9 protein-coding genes, 1 tRNA gene and 1 pseudogene are annotated in these 16,221 nt (G+C 42.9%); 9 read left to right on the forward strand and 2 right to left on the reverse strand.

The annotated features are described in order from the left end of the window. Positions 1–10: 10 nt before the first annotated feature. The 7 genes and pseudogenes from BN8899_RS12245 (at position 11) to BN8899_RS12270 (ending at position 11,152) form a co-directional block, all read left to right on the forward strand. Positions 11–3,238 carry a type I restriction endonuclease subunit R gene (locus BN8899_RS12245; RefSeq protein ID WP_065219653.1) on the forward strand — a complete coding sequence of 1,076 codons (3,228 nt, stop codon included), beginning with the start codon at positions 11–13 and terminating at the stop codon, positions 3,236–3,238. 32 nt (positions 3,239–3,270) lie between these two features. Next, the gene (locus BN8899_RS12250) at positions 3,271–5,172 is read left to right on the forward strand and encodes a DUF4435 domain-containing protein (RefSeq protein ID WP_065219654.1); all 1,902 of its coding nucleotides are present in this window, start codon (positions 3,271–3,273) and stop codon (positions 5,170–5,172) included. An 84-nt stretch (positions 5,173–5,256) separates the two neighbouring features. Then, positions 5,257–5,364: pseudogene (locus BN8899_RS21145) on the forward strand (integrase); the annotation flags it as partial. Between the two features lie 184 nt (positions 5,365–5,548). Continuing rightward, positions 5,549–7,087, forward strand: a complete 1,539-nt coding sequence (gene istA, locus BN8899_RS12255; RefSeq protein WP_065218306.1) for an IS21 family transposase — start codon at positions 5,549–5,551, stop codon at positions 7,085–7,087. A gap of 14 nt (positions 7,088–7,101) precedes the next feature. Continuing rightward, positions 7,102–7,839: an IS21-like element helper ATPase IstB gene (gene istB, locus BN8899_RS12260; protein WP_065218023.1), complete on the forward strand. Its 738-nt coding sequence runs from the start codon at positions 7,102–7,104 to the stop codon at positions 7,837–7,839. A 523-nt stretch (positions 7,840–8,362) separates the two neighbouring features. Further along, positions 8,363–10,912, forward strand: a complete 2,550-nt coding sequence (locus BN8899_RS12265) for a leucine-rich repeat protein (RefSeq protein WP_065219655.1) — start codon at positions 8,363–8,365, stop codon at positions 10,910–10,912. Between the two features lie 12 nt (positions 10,913–10,924). Further along, a complete protein-coding gene (locus BN8899_RS12270; protein ID WP_065219656.1) occupies positions 10,925–11,152 on the forward strand; it encodes a hypothetical protein in 228 nt (75 codons plus the stop codon). 437 nt (positions 11,153–11,589) lie between these two features. On the opposite strand, the gene BN8899_RS12275 is transcribed toward BN8899_RS12270, so the two are convergent. Then, positions 11,590–11,663, reverse strand: a tRNA-Pro gene (locus tag BN8899_RS12275). 208 nt (positions 11,664–11,871) lie between these two features. On the opposite strand from BN8899_RS12275, the gene trxB reads away from it, so the two are divergent. Next, positions 11,872–12,831: a thioredoxin-disulfide reductase gene (gene trxB, locus BN8899_RS12280; protein WP_018337249.1), complete on the forward strand. Its 960-nt coding sequence runs from the start codon at positions 11,872–11,874 to the stop codon at positions 12,829–12,831. A gap of 98 nt (positions 12,832–12,929) precedes the next feature. Here trxB and BN8899_RS12285 read toward each other — a convergent pair whose 3' ends face one another. After that, positions 12,930–13,931, reverse strand: coding sequence for a Smr/MutS family protein (locus tag BN8899_RS12285; RefSeq protein WP_018337248.1), 1,002 nt, complete (start codon positions 13,929–13,931; stop codon positions 12,930–12,932). Positions 13,932–14,177: 246 nt separating this feature from the next. Here BN8899_RS12285 and BN8899_RS12290 point away from each other — a divergent pair, with 246 nt between their 5' ends. Continuing rightward, complete coding sequence (locus BN8899_RS12290) at positions 14,178–16,187, forward strand: urocanate hydratase (protein ID WP_065219657.1); 2,010 nt, start codon at positions 14,178–14,180, stop codon at positions 16,185–16,187. Positions 16,188–16,221 lie beyond the last annotated feature (34 nt).

Below are 16,221 nucleotides of genomic sequence, written 5' to 3' on the forward strand. Positions count from 1 at the left end.
AACAACGATTATGACAAACAAAGGGAAATATTATGAAAGTCAATTCGAAGAAGCAACCATCGAGCTTCTCCGAGAGGCACACTGGCAATATGCGTTTGGTGATGACATTCATAGGAAATATACCGACCCACTCATTGAAGAGGACTTAAGGAATTTTCTCGCCGTTCAATACAAAGACAAGAATTTGACCACCTCCGAGATGGACAGTATCGTCGCCAACCTGCGCAATACTGGCGGACAGAATGACTATTATGCTCTTCGGAATGCTTTTTTGCTCTATCGTGACGGGTATGATTTTGCATATAGCGATGGTCGGGATAATCCGTTCCGTTTGGAATATATCGACTTCGAGCATCCCGATCATAATATTTTCCGTTGTGTCAATCAGTTCGTCATGGAGCAAGGTCGTGAGAATCGCCGTCCCGACATATTGCTTTTCATAAACGGCATACCCGTCTGCATCATCGAATTGAAAAATCCGACCAAACAAAACGCTACTATACGTGATGCACATACGCAGATTTGCACGCGCTATATGCGGGATATTCCGGCATTGCTGAAATATTGCGCATTGGCGGTAATCAGCGATGGAGCAAAGAATGCTTTGGGTACGACATACACGCCATTTGAATTTTTCTACGAATGGAAAAAGATTGAGAATGAGGACAAAGCCGGAAAGGGACTTGACACACTTCGTACACTTATTCGCGGAGCACTTTCTCCAGAACGCATATTGGAGATATTACGGGATTATGTCTATTTTCCCGATCCTACAAAAGAAGACGACACGACTGAAATCGTATGCCGTTATCCGCAGTTCTTTGCTACACGCAAACTGCGGGATCATATCCTGAATCATTTGCGTTCTGTCGGGGGTGATGGTAAGGGTGGTACATATTTCGGAGCCACAGGGTGTGGAAAAACATATACCATGTTGTTCCTTGCCCGCCAACTGGCTTTACGATGCAGGAAGCAACTGGGTAGCCCAACTATTCTTATCATAGTAGACAGGGAGGATTTGGAGACACAAACCGGAAAACTATTCTGCCGCTCGAAACAATATCTTGAAGACGAAGCTGTAAAAGTCTTTGAAACAAGAAAGGAACTTGCAGAAGAGATGAGTATGCGCAAGACTGGCGGGGTCTATATTACCACAATTCAGAAATTCGCAGAGACTACAGGATTGCTTACAGAACGTTCCAATGTCATTTGCCTAAGTGATGAAGCCCATCGTTCCCAAAACAATATAGGTTCTAAACTGTTCATCCAAGCCGAAGGAGATGCCGACAAGATAGGAGCGAAAATCACATACGGCTTTGCCAAATATCTGCGGGATGCATTACCGAACGCCACATATGTAGGTTTTACAGGAACACCCATTGACGAAACCGTACATGTATTTGGGAAGGTTGTAGATCAATATACGATGAAGGAGTCGGAGGATGACGGCATCACTGTCCCAATCAAATATGATCCTCGATTGGCTCGTGTATTCCTCAATAAAGAACAGGCAGAGAAAGTAGAAGAATATTATCGCCTATGTGCGGACGAAGGGGCAATGCCGGAGGATATTGCCAAGAGCAAAGCCGCCATGTCGAGTATGGAGGTGATTATCGGTGATGAAGATGTCCTTCATCGTGTTGCCAAAGACATTATCGAAGATTATAAGCGTCGGACTGAGACAACAGACCGTCTGCAAAAGGCCATGATTACTTGCGCCGACCGCAAAATAGCATTCAGGTTGTATAAAATCATGCGGGAGATGCAGCCCGACTGGTTCGAGAAGAAGAAAGCATTGAATGAACTTGTATTGACCGCAGACGAAAAGAACAAACTGCATGACATTGCATTTGTCAATATGGTCATGACCAGGGATAAGGACGATGAAAAGGAAATTTACAATCTGCTTGGCGACAAGGAATATCGTAAATTCCTTGATGTAGAGTTCAAATCGGAAAAATCGAATTTCCATATCTCCATCAATGTAGATATGTGGATTACGGGATTCGATGTGCCATGCCTGACAATGCTTTATAACGATAAACCGTTATCGAAACATACGCTCATTCAGACTATTTCGCGTGTAAACCGTAAATTCGGCACAAAAGAGTGTGGCTTTATCATCGACTACATTGGTATTCGCGAAGAGATGAAAAAAGCCATGAAAAAATATGGTGGTGAAGTTGGACCCCAGGAAGATTTGGAGGTTGCACATGAAGTGTTGCAGAACGAACTGCAACTTTTGCGAGAGCGATTGTCTGGATTGGTATTTGACCGTTTTTTCGGGAACAATGACCTTGCCCGACTTCAGTTTATTCAGGAGGCGGCAGAATATATTCTTGCCAACAGTGTTGAACGGAAAGGAGAGGTTTCCTTCCTCAAACTTTTCAAGGAACATGCCAAACGGCTGCGCTCTGCTTATAATATCTGTAACCCGGCCGGCATTCTGACAGAAGGAGAGGTAACATGGAGTCAATGCTTTATGGGTATCTGCTCATACGTGAACAAAATGACTACCACGGAGCATGATACGGAGAACATGAACAGGCACGTGGAACAGATGGTTCAGGAGGCGATTCTTGCAAGTGGTGTAGAACGGGTAATGAATGAAGGTGTTGAAGAAAATATTTTCAGCGACTCATTTGCCAAAGAGATCGATGAAATAAAAATGCCGTTCACCAAGTTCCAGATTCTGTGTAAACTTGTCGCTAAAGCCATCAGAACATACAGCCGGACAAACAAGATTCAGGCTGAACATTTCCAGAAAATGCTTGAAGATACGATAGATGCCTATAATACAAGGGACAAGTTGATATTCACCAATGAAGTGACACAGAACGTGGTGAATGATGTATGTGACATCGTTTCATACAAAATCAACGGACTGTCGAACAAGCTGATGAATATCCTGAAAGAACTTAAATCTGACAGCGAGAAATTCAAGGTTTTGGGGATTACTTTTGAGGAGAAAGCATTCTTTGATGTCCTTGTCGAAGTTAGGGACAAACACGGTTTTGAATATGCGGATGAACTGTGTATTGAATTGGCAAAGAAAATCAAGACACTGATTGATGATACGGCAGTTTATGCCGATTGGTTGAATAATGACAACCTAAAAAGCAAACTTGCCAGCCAACTTACATATCTTCTCTACAAAGAAGGCTATCCTCCTCAATGGGATGAAGAGGTCTTCCAAAAAGTTCTGGAGCAGGTAGAGAATTATAAGAAGAATAATTAGTACCATTATAATAAAAATATACCATATACAATATGAATTCCATAGATTTACAAAGTTTTTTGTCGCAGCATTGTGATATAATGCGTTCTTTTTATTCAGAGTGCGAAAAAGATCATAATGTGTCTATTGAGATTGACTTGAAACTATTAGAAGAAGCCATATCATGTGCTAATAATTTGATAGAAGAGATTATTGATGATGTAGAGCGCTCTATTGTGCCAGAAACTTTCTATGAACATCTGCAACATGATATAGAGCATAGTCTTCCAAACAAATTTCCTACGGAATTTAGACCTAGAGAATCCAAACTTCTTTCATATAAGACTATTGCTGAACAAATAATGAATATAAAAGAGTTATGTGAAGCATATGCTTTTTATAAAAAATTAGGATTTGCACAAAGAAATACAGTTTTAGTTGGGGCCAACGGTTGTGGCAAAACATCATTAGCAAATTTGCTGAAAAGGAAATTAGATGTTAGAGATGGAATTGTAATACCAGCACAGAAGCTACTGATATTACCTAAATTTTCTAATACGCCTAATCTTGCTAGTGCCAAGACTCATTTTGAACAATATCAAAATGATATTTTAACCGACAAGGTTACTTTTGACGCCAAACAGATGGACGACTTTGAGTATACATTAACAAAAAAATACGGCTCTGAGATGGTAAAAGTTTTGGGAATTCTTCTTGGAGAACGACAAGTAATGATAAATAAAGGGGCTACCAAAGTCAAAGAAGGGTATAATATTGTGTTTGATGATATTAAAAGTACACTTGATGACGTAATGGTTATATGGAATGGATTAATTGAACACAGACAATTGGATTGTGATGAAAATAATTCCTTGAAAATAAAATATGAAGGCAACTCATATGATGCGCACGAGATGAGCGATGGTGAGCGAGTGATTATTTACCATACAGGTAGAGTTTTACTCGCTCCTAAAAATTCGCTCATAATAGTAGATGAACCAGAAATACATTTACATAAAACAATTGCAAATAAATTATGGGATGATCTTGAAGCACGGCGTAAAGATTGTACTTTTATTTACTTTACTCATGATTTGGATTTTGCATCCTCTCGTATAGCACAAAAGGGGTGGATCAAAGAATTTCAATATCCTAATAATTGGCACATTGAACTGCTAGAAGAAAATGTTATTCCTGAAGAATTGCAACTAAAATTAGTTGGAAGTCGCAAGAAGATTTTATTTTGTGAAGGCGATACACAAAATAGTATTGATAGATTTGTATTTGAAATACTTTTTCCAGATTACACAATACAACCAGTAGAATCTTGCAAGACTGTGATAGCATATACAAAAGCATTCAATAAATTGGGAAATGCTCCAGCAAAAGCTTATGGGTTAATTGACAGAGATTTTCGTAGTGAAGAGCAATTAAAAAAGTTGGAGAGTGAGTCTGTTTATTCGTATTCCGTTGCAGAGATAGAGAATTTGTTTTTAATAGAGGATTTTATAGTTAAGTTTGCTCAATATAAACATGAGACAATAGACATTGATAATCTTAAAAGCAAAGTAATTCAGGCTGCAAATGATAATATGGAATTACAGTTGGCGGCATATATTGCAAGTGCTATCAATTACACTTTCGCAGAGAGCCATATTAAACGAGCAGATACAAAAGCGAAAGTTGCCGAAAATTATGCAGCCTTTACCAAAAGCATAAATATAGAGAATCTATACACGGATCAAAAACAGAAAATAGAAAAAATAATCTATGATAAGGATTATGATAATCTCATTAAAATTATTAACCACAAAGGATTAGTAAGTCTTGTTGCTCAAGAGTTTAGATATACAAAACAGAAAGATTATATTGAAAAAGCATTATCTTTTTTAAAAGAAGAAGATACTGGTCGGGTTATTTTAAAAGCATACTTCCCGCAAGAACTAATTTCATAGATTACAAACGATACTATATTCTTTTCCAATAGAAATGAACTTTTTATGGAACTATACTAAAAAGAGCGAAGATAAATCTTATGGAATGAGAAGGTCGTTTATCCTCACTCTTTCCGTCATCGGTTTGCTAAGATTTTTTTGGAGAAATTCAATGACAGATCTCTGCTTACTAACCTCATGGGTGGAAAATCCGCACTAATTTGCCCCATCTTTTCCAATATAAATAGATCCCTTAAATCCACGGGAAATTGACCCGGTTAATCCCAGGGAAAATGATCCCAGAAAATGATCAAATATTTGTTTTACACGCGCGAGAATACTACCTTATCTGTTAAATAAATAAAAAAACAGATATATGCCCAATAAAGCAATAAGCATGAACAAAATTCGTCAAGTATTACGATGTTATGCCTCTGGTAGCGGAACAAGGAGTATCAGTAGCATGTTAAACATGTCCCGCAACACGGTCAAGAAGTATTTACAGGTTTATCAAAAGAGCGGCTTGTCACTTGAAGCAATTCTTTCCATGGATGATTCTTCTCTTTGTAGCCTGTTCCAGGAGAAAGACAAGTCGTCGGAAGAACCGCCCGCCCGTTACAAGGAATTGCAAACGCTCCTCCCTGGCTATGCTAAACGCCTAAAAAAGAAAGGAGTAACTCGCCAGCAACTATTCCAGGAATACCGCTCCAGTCATCCTGACGGTTACGCCCGGAGTCGTTTTTGTAATTATTTTCAAGCTTACCTGGCATTATCTCACCCGGTTGCCCACCTGGAACACAAGGCGGGAGACAAGATGTTCATTGATTACGCCGGGGACAAGCTCGCGCTAGTGGATCGCGACACTGGTCAAACGATACCCGTGGAAGTGTTCGTGTCCATCCTCCCGTGTAGCCAGCTAACTTACGTGGAGGCGGTGATGAGCCAGCGCAAGGAAGATTTGATTCACGCTTGCGAGTCCGCCTTGCTTTTTTACGGGGGAACCCCGGCGGTCATCGTTCCGGACAATTTGAAATCAGCCGTGAACAAGCCGAGTCGTTACGAGGCAGAATTGAACGAGGATTTCGCGGCTTTTGCCGAGCATTACGGGTGTGTTGTCATTCCCGCCAGGGTGCGTAAGCCAAGGGACAAGGCACTCGTGGAGGGAGCGGTCAAGCTCGTTTACCGGGGTATTTACACTCGTCTTGAAGGCCGCGTGTTTCATGACCTGGAATCTCTCAATGCCGCGATCCGCGTGGCACTCGAGTTACACAACAATAGCCTGTTAACCGGGCGAAGTTATAGCCGTCGTGAACAATACGAGGAAATAGAGCGAGATTGCATGGGATCGCTAAACCCGATCCGTTTTGAACTCAAGCGACGTCACGTGGCAACCGTGCAAAGGAACGGTTACGTGCGACTGGAAAGTCATTATTATAGCGTGCCGTACCGCCATATCGGGAAAAAGGTGAACATCCTGTATAATAGCGAGAAAGTGGAGATCTATCTAAAATACGAGAAAGTCGCGGTTCATCAAAGGGGATACAAGCCGTATGGCTACACCCATGACGTGGATCACCTGGCCCCCAGCCAACGGGTCCCGGTGGACTGGAACCCGGGAAAGTACCTCTCGGAAGCCGCCTCCATGCACCCGGACGTGGAAGATTACATTCGTCACGTGATCGAGGTGAAAGTTCACCCGGAACAAGCTTGCAAGTCCTGTCGCGGGATTCTGAATTTCGCTTCACGAGTGGGCGAGAAGAGACTGGTTAACGCTTGCCGGTGGGCTTCCAGCCATGGATTGTACAATTACCCGGCCATAGAAGAAATACTGAAAAACAGGCAAGATGAATTACCCCTGGAAGAAAACGAGGATGATAACAAGCGATCGGACATGCCCTCGCACGAGAACATAAGGGGAAAAGAATATTATAACTAAATATCACGAGAAAAATGGAAATGAATCAAGAAACGCTGGACAAGATGCGCCAGATGCGCCTCCTAGGCATGTATAACGCTTTTAAAACAAGCATGGAGAGTTTCAAAACGGAATCGATGACAACCGACCAATTCGTGGCGTGGCTGGTTTCCAACGAGTGGGACGACCGTTGTAACCGGATGATAGAAAGATTGATCAAGCAAGCTTCTTTTCGTTACAAGGCATCCCTGGAAGAAGTGGATTATTCCCTGGAACGAGGGCTCGAGCGCAACCTGCTAGAAAGGCTCGCGGAATTATCTTTCGTCAAGGAATCCAGGGACTTGTTCATCACGGGCAGCTCGGGAACGGGAAAAAGCTACATAGCCACGGCGCTAGGATATAGAGCTTGCCAGAAAGGGATGAAAGTACTTTACGCTAACACGGCCAGGTTAATGGGCCTGTTGAAAATGGCTAAAGCGAAAGGTACAATTTTACAAGAACTAAAAAAAATAGAACGGGCGGACTTACTGGTGTTGGATGATTTCGGGATACAACCTTTTGATGCCGGGGGAAGAATGAATTTAATGGATATCGTGGAAGACCGGCACGGGAAAAAATCAACGCTTATCACTTCACAAGTCCCCGTGAAAGACTGGTACGATATTATCGGGGAAAAAACTATTGCAGATGCCGTCCTGGATAGGATTGTTCACCAGGCTATTCGAATTGAATTACACGGGGACTCTATTAGAAAATTGCAAGCTAAAAGATAAAATTACTATATTTGTGAATAAAATTTAATAATAATAATGGCATACCGGTAGAATTTTATGCGCGCGTACAACGAGATAATTTAGCCGTTTCTGGGAAAAATTTACAGGGGGGCAATTTAAGTTGGATTCTAGGGGTCAATTACATTGGAATTTCCATTTATATCCACATTCTTCTCACGGACACGGAAACAGATGTTCGAGGTCGAGGAACTGCTCTTTTTCAGATAGACGGAAACTTTCATCGGCAATGCGTTTTTTGATTCACATTGCAAAGGTAAATAAATTCCCGTATATGTTCCCATATATCCCGAAAAAACTTGTAGCGGATTAAGACAAATTAAAGAGCGTGTCCCGAAAGTGATACCACATAAAATACTGTATATTAGTGATTATATTTTCTCTTGTTATGCTTTTCTTTTCATTTTTGACTTTCAAAATTCGCAATTAAAACATATATTGCAGTTCCACGCTTTCTTTTTTGTATAAAATCCTGTTGGGGCTAGGGGTATTAATAATTAGTCCAATGAAAAAATATTTATTGATTCTTTTCACGGTTGGATTGTTTACAGGGTGTGACAAGTATGACGATGGAAAGCTATGGGACAATATTAACAACTTGGAAGCAAGGCTAACCGCACTTGAAAAGCAATGTAAAGAGATGAACACGAACATCGAATCTATGAAGGTTATAGTTGATGTTTTACAAAGTAATGATTACGTTACTAATGTTACAGTGGTGTCTGAAAATGGGGTAGAGATCGGGTACAAGATAGATTTTCATGTACATCCATCTATAACGATTTACCACGGGGAAAAAGGTGAGGACGGTAAGGATGGTCAAACTCCTTACGTGGGAGAAAATGGTAATTGGTGGATAGGTGAAGATGATACACGGGTAAAGGCTGCCGGGGAAGACGGACAGGCAGGTGAAACCCCTAAAATAGGTTCTAACGGGAATTGGTGGATAGGTTCTAGTGATACAGGTATAAAAGCGCAAGGTGAAAACGGAAAAGATGGAGAAGCAGGAAAAGACGGTGTAACTCCCGTGATAGGCGTAAAACAAGATGTGGATGGGGTTTATTACTGGACGCAGAAAGTAGGGGATAGCGAGAGCACGTGGATACTGGATTCGGAAGGGAAGAAGATAAAGACTACGGGAGAAAAGGGAGATTCGGGACAAACTCCATATATTGGCTCGAATGGAAACTGGTGGATTGGTACAAGTGACACGGGTGTTAATGCGAGAGGAGAAGATGGACAGAATGAGATAACGCCCGTCATTGGTTCTAACGGAAACTGGTGGATAGGTTCCCAAGACACGGGAGTAAAGGCTCAAGGGGAAAACGGTAATGATGGGATCACGCCCCAGTTGAAAATAGAGAATGATAACTGGATGTTGTCCGTGGATAACGGTCAAACGTGGCAAAACCTTGGGAAAGCCAAGGGTGACAAGGGTGATTGTGGAGATTCGTTTTTCAAGAGCATGGTGAATGGCGAGAAGGATTTAACGCTAGAACTGGAGGACGGGACGGTGATAAAATTACCCAAGCAACAAGTGTTCTCGATCACGCTGGATAAAACACGTTTTTCGGACGTGCTTCCCTCTACCTCTTACGAGGTGAATTACACCATAGCGGGGGAGGAAAGCCAACGCTCGAACGTGGAAATTATCGCCCCGGCTGACTGGAAAGCTGTTGTTCAGAGAACTAATGACCGGAGCGGGAAAATTGTTGTGACAACACCCTCTTTCGTGACGGATAGCAAGGTGCTCGTTCTTGTTTCTGACGAGAATGGTGGTAACACGTTGATGAAAACGGTAACATTCTTGAAGGGTAAAATATCTGTGGAGAAGACCAGTTACACGGTTGAATCTGGCGGGGAGGTGATAGATGTCAAGGTGGAAACCAGCATTGATTACGAGGTGAGTGTAGCCACGGGGGATCAATCGTGGATCACTTGTGAGACGTACCCGCTTGACAAGGGAAGATTCACCTTGACTATTCAGCCAAACAGAGACCCGGTTTTCCGTTACGCCACGGTGGAGCTGGTGAATAATGACGGGTTCGTGCTGGAGAAAATTTCTATCACCCAGAAATCGGCTGTTGTTAAGGAGATTCACGTGGAAACAGCGGGAACGTTGGAAACGTTAGTTACCACGGAAGAGTTAAATGGTTACGAGAACGTCAAAATTACGGGACGATTAAACACGTTTGATTACGACTACTTGAAATTAGCAGGGAATTTGAAAGGAGTGGATTTGTCGGACTTGGACATGAACACAATTCCAGCGAGTGCCTTCTCCGGTAGTTCCTTGCAAACCGTTTTGTTACCTAAAAATTTAATAGTTATTCCGAGTAGAGCGTTTTACCAAAGTAAAATCACTTCAATAACAATACCGGAAACTGTTATTGAAATTGGGGAGTACGCTTTCTATCAATGTCAACAAACACGTGGAGATTTAGTGATTCCAAGTAACGTGGAGAGTATCGGGGCCTATGCCTTTCAAGATTGCACGTTCGATGGGGAATTAACGTTATCGAGCTTGAAGTTGAAGGAAATAAAGGAGTACACGTTCAGTGATAGTAAATTCACGGGAAAACTGGTGTTACCCTTGAATATTGAGAAAATCGGGGATCATGCTTTTAAGAGTTGTTCCGAATTCACAGAATTGACTCTGAACGAGAATTTATTATCTATTGAGGAATATGCTTTTAGTGATTGTGTGGGGTTTGAAGGAAATCTTGTTATACCGGATAAGGTACAGACGATCGGCGAGCAAGCTTTTTATGGTTGCAAGGGATGGAGAGGAAACTTGATTGTGGGAAAAAGTGTCACGTCTTTAGATACATATGCTTTTGCTTACCTAGAGAATAGTCCTAATTCTTATAGGCACTTTCCTTTACTTTTTGCTAAAGTGTATTTTAAAGGGATGATCCCGCCTTCTTCTGTGTCGAGTGCTTTTCCTACTTATTATAAAAACTTGAGGTATGTTGCCGTCTCTATCGGTTGTAAAGATGCTTACATGAAGGCATTTTCTAATAATATTGATGTTATCGAGGAGATCGAATTCTAATTTATACAATATATGAAAATAGTAAAAAATCAAACGACTAATGTGTATTATGTGAGATACAATGGTCAAATTGAAAAAGCGCAATTGTCTGAAATAGGGAAAGTGAAAATGCTCTGTTTGTTGGAACTTCCGGGTAAAGGAGCGCCAATACCTGTTAGTTCGCCTTCATTTAGTGGGTGTTCAATGGATGAGGTGATTGATAAATTTGGTTTAGGTGATTTTGTGATTGTTACAATCTAAATTGTATTCATGCATTTTATATTATTGAGAGTGTATTATGTGAATCTGTTTTATCGCAATAAAGCGAGTTTACAGGTCTAATAGATAAAATAATATTGTAGCTGGTAATAATAGCCAGCTACAATTATTATTGGCTATGCGAGGTTATTAGAGAGTAAAAACGGGTGAGTGGATGGTTGGTTGTGCGTGTTATGGTAAAGAGAAAATATGGCGGGGTAATAAAGCGTGGATAGTGTATGGCACGGGTACAATAAAAATTGTCATCGGTAATCCATAAATTGAATAAAGCCGGGTGATGATCCTAATAAATACCAAAAAGATTTTGTGTGGTGGTTGGTATTCGTTCGTATTAAGTTGCCCGAAAAGTGTAATAAAAATGTAATCGCAATAAAAAAGAGAGGTTGTTTAAACCTCTCTAATTGACTGATGCTCAGTAGTCGGGATGACAGGATTTGAACCTGCGACAACACGCCCCCCAGACGTGGACTCTACCGGGCTGAGCTACATCCCGAATTCGGATGCAAATATAGTAAGAATTTTTGTAATGATACCAATTGGTGCTAAAAAAAATGTAAATATCGCTTATGGCATAGGTTTTCAGGGATTTGAGAAGAGTAAAAAGAGTGGAAGGGGAAAAGATTGGAGGTGTAATTTATTTTTGGTAACTTTGCGATTCATTACGTGGAATAGATAATTGTAAATTAAAAAAGGAATAGTTTATGTCTACAGAAAATGCAATAGAAAGAGTGAAGTGTTTGATTATAGGTTCAGGACCTGCTGGATACACTGCCGCAATATATGCTTCAAGAGCTAATTTGAACCCGGTACTTTACACGGGGATACAAATGGGAGGGCAGTTGACAACCACGACAGAGGTAGAGAACTTCCCGGGGTATCCGGAAGGAGTTACCGGTCCGGTGATGATGGAAGATATGAGAAAACAAGCTGAACGTTTCGGTACGGATATTCGTTTCGGTATTGTTTCGGAGGTGGATTTCTCTGGGCATCCTCATAAAGTAACCGTTGATGGGGAGAAAGTAATCGAGGCCGATGCTGTTATTATTGCTACTGGTGCTACAGCCAAATATTTGGGATTGCCGTCAGAAGAGGCGTTCCGTGGGGCAGGGGTAAGTGCTTGTGCTACTTGCGACGGATTTTTCTATCGCGGAAAAGATGTTGCCGTGGTTGGTGGTGGTGATACCGCTTGCGAGGAGGCTACTTATCTTGCCGGGTTGTGCCGTAAAGTTTACCTGATCGTGCGTAAAAATTACTTGAGAGCTTCCAAGGCTATGCAGGAACGCGTGTTTAACACGAAGAACATCGAGGTGTTATTCGAGCACAACACGTTGGAATTATTAGGCTCTGACATGGGTGTGGAAGGTGCTCGCCTCGTGTACAAGAAAGGTACTCCGGAAGAGGTTACCAAAGAAATCAAGATTGACGGCTTCTTCTTGGCTATCGGTCATACCCCGAACACGGACGTGTTCAAGAAATATATTGAGTTGGACGAGCAAGGATATATAATTACCGAGGGTAAGTCTTGTAAGACAAATGTTCCAGGGGTGTTTGCCGCGGGGGACGTGATGGACCCGACGTATCGTCAAGGTATTGCTGCTGCCGGAACCGGTTGCCGTGCTGCTATTGATGTGGAGCGTTACCTGGGTGAGTTGAACTCGTGAATATGTTTCAACAAGGCTTTTAAAAGTATAGTCTTGAAATAAAATAGGAAAGCTGTTTAAAGATCACTTCAAACAGCTTTCCTATTTTATATATCTAGTTATTTTATAGTGACCATCGTGGCTCCGTAGCCGTATTGCTTGAATGAAGCGTCTTGATGGTTGTATCTCTTGTATTTTGTTTGCAGTTCCCAAAGCAGGCGCTGTCTTAACACGCCGTCGCCTTTACCGTGTATGAACACGATTTTCATGCCCCGGCGTAGTTTGTATTCTTCCAGGGTTTTGCGGAAAACGTCCATTTGGTACTCCAGCATATCTTTGTTATCCATTCCGGTTGTTGTCTCCAGTAATTGGCTGATATGGAGGTCTACTTCCAGGATGTTGCCAACCATTTGCTTCTGGGGGCGTTCGTGTTGTTTATCATCCGCTTTGGGAGATGCCTGTTGCAAGAATTGTTCCGGGATGATTTCCAGGCTTTCTTCTTTGACGATGTTCTCCTTGTCGAGCGGGCGAAGTAGCGTGATAGCGTTGAACCAACGAGTGTGCTTGTAAGCACCGGTTTTGCACAGGTTGGCAGGTACGATCTTGATTTGCGTGTCGACGGCATTTCTCAACGGGTGAACACCTTTCTGGTAGAAGACGGATTGCACGTGTATGGCTTTGATGCCATCTAACTCTTTTAGCGAGTAATTGCCGATCAGGTACGTGGTGTCCGGGTTGCTATTGCCAGCTGTGATTCCGGTATATTTCTCCCCGTCATAAAAAGAGATAGCGTACAGGCTTGTCTGCGTGGTATCGTTCACGAGGTAAAGGTCGAAACGGCTATCCGTGAGGTCATTGAATTTCTCAGGCACGAACGCAATGTAAAGCGTGTCGGCTGATTGCATCTCTACGTTTTTCTGTTGTGCTGCGGGCGATTCTTTGACAGTCTTCGCCGGGGCGGAATCCGAGTGGATTACCACGAGGTCGTTTACTGAAGCCGGAATCTCGAAACCGTATTCGTCGCAATACACGTTTACCGTTTTATCGTCTATGATTCCTGTTACTTTTCCTTCCAGTTTCTCGGATATAAACCGGACGATATCTCCTATTCTTACGTTCATAATACTCCTTTGTTTTTACTGTACAAAAGTAGTGTTTTATCTCTGTATTACGAGGTATCGGGATGAATGATTTCAAGTTATATCGTAAAAAAATGCCCCAATAGGTGAAAAGAATCGTTGGAATGTATTAATTTAGCGAGCTGATAGGCAAGTTAAAAGATGAGAGGTGCAAACCGAAAGGTGATCGAGCGAAATCGATTTGCCGTGCGATGATTGAAATAATAATAGATAGTAAAATATATTATAATGACATTACAAGAATTTCAACAATCCATCCGGGAAGGTATCCCGGCGGAGTTACCGGCTCCCAAACCGTACGAGCCGGAGATAAACCATGCTCCCAAGCGGAAAGATATTCTCACGAAAGAGGAGAAAAAGTTAGCAATTCGTAATGCACTGCGGTATTTTGACCCGAAGCATCATGCCGTGTTGGCTCCGGAGTTTGCCGAAGAGTTGGAAAAATACGGGCGTATTTATATGTATCGTTTCCGTCCCGATTACAAGATGTTTGCTCACAATATTAATGATTACCCGCACAAGAGTTTGCAAGCTGCGGGGATCATGTTGATGATGAATAATAACCTGGATTATGCCGTGGCGCAACATCCCCACGAGTTGATTACTTACGGGGGAAACGGTGCCGTGTTCCAGAACTGGGCGCAGTATCGCTTGGCGATGAAGTACTTGTCGGAGATGACGGACGAGCAGACGCTGGTCTTGTATTCCGGTCACCCGATGGGATTGTTCCCCTCGCACAAGGATGCTCCCCGGGTGGTGGTGACGAACGGTATGGTGATCCCGAATTATTCCAAGCCGGATGATTGGGAGCGTTTCAACGCATTGGGTGTTTCCCAGTACGGGCAGATGACAGCCGGGTCGTTCATGTATATCGGACCGCAAGGTATCGTGCATGGGACGACGATCACGGTGTTGAATGCCGGTCGTAAGATTTCCAAGCATGGCGAAGGGTTAGCGGGTAAATTGTTTATCACTGCCGGGTTGGGCGGTATGTCCGGGGCACAACCGAAAGCTGCGAATATTGCCGGGTGTGTCAGTATCACTGCCGAGGTTAACCCGAAAGCGACACATACCCGTCATTCTCAAGGTTGGGTGGACGAGGTGATCGACGATCTAGATAAATTGGTAGAGCGTGTGAAAGTAGCTCGGGAGAAGAAAGAAGTGGTTTCTATCGCTTTCCAGGGGAATATTGTAGATGTTTGGGAACGTTTTGCGGAAGGGGATATCCCCGTCGAGTTGGGGTCTGACCAGACTTCATTGCACAACCCGTGGGCTGGTGGATATTATCCCGTGGGCGTCAGCTTCGAGGAAGCTAACCGCATGATGGCGGAAGAACCGGAATTGTTCAAACAAAAAGTACAAGAGTCTTTGCGTCGCCACGTGGCTGCTATCAACAAGTGCGTGGCTCGTTTCGATACCTATTTCTTCGATTACGGGAATGCTTTCTTGTTAGAGTCTTCCCGTGCCGGGGCAGATATCATGAAACCGGAGGGGGGCTTCAAATATCCGTCTTACGTGCAGGACATCATGGGTCCGATGTGTTTCGACTACGGGTTCGGACCGTTCCGTTGGGTATGTTCCAGCGGTGACCCGAAAGATTTGGCAAAGACCGACGAGATTGCCGCTCGGGTGTTGGAAGAGATCAAGACTCACTCCCCGAAAGAGATACAACAGCAAATGGACGATAACATCCGTTGGATCAAGGCGGCTATGGAAAATCATCTGGTTGTCGGTTCTCAAGCGCGTATCTTGTACGCTGATGCCGAGGGACGTATCAAGATTGCCGAGGCTTTCAACAAGGCTATTGCTGCCGGAGAGATTTCTGCTCCCGTGATCTTGGGACGTGACCATCACGATGTGTCCGGTACGGATTCTCCTTACCGTGAAACTTCCAATATATATGACGGATCCCAATTTACTGCCGATATGGCTATCCAAAACGTGATCGGCGATTCGTTCCGCGGGGCGACCTGGGTATCCATCCACAATGGTGGTGGTGTAGGCTGGGGCGAAGTGATTAACGGAGGTTTCGGGATGATGCTGGATGGCTCTGCCGATAGCGACAGACGTTTGAAGAGTATGCTGTTCTGGGACGTGAATAACGGAATTTCCCGTCGTAGCTGGGCTCGTAATGAAGGTGCTATTTTCGCTATCAAGCGTGCCATGGAGGTAAACCCTAATTTGAAGGTGACGCTTCCAAACTTGGCAGATGACAAGCTGATCGATACTTTATTTTAAATGAAATGATATTTATGGATAAGGGGTTGTTCGT

Source organism: Butyricimonas sp. Marseille-P2440 (assembly GCF_900091675.1).
GTDB lineage: Bacteria > Bacteroidota > Bacteroidia > Bacteroidales > Marinifilaceae > Butyricimonas > Butyricimonas synergistica.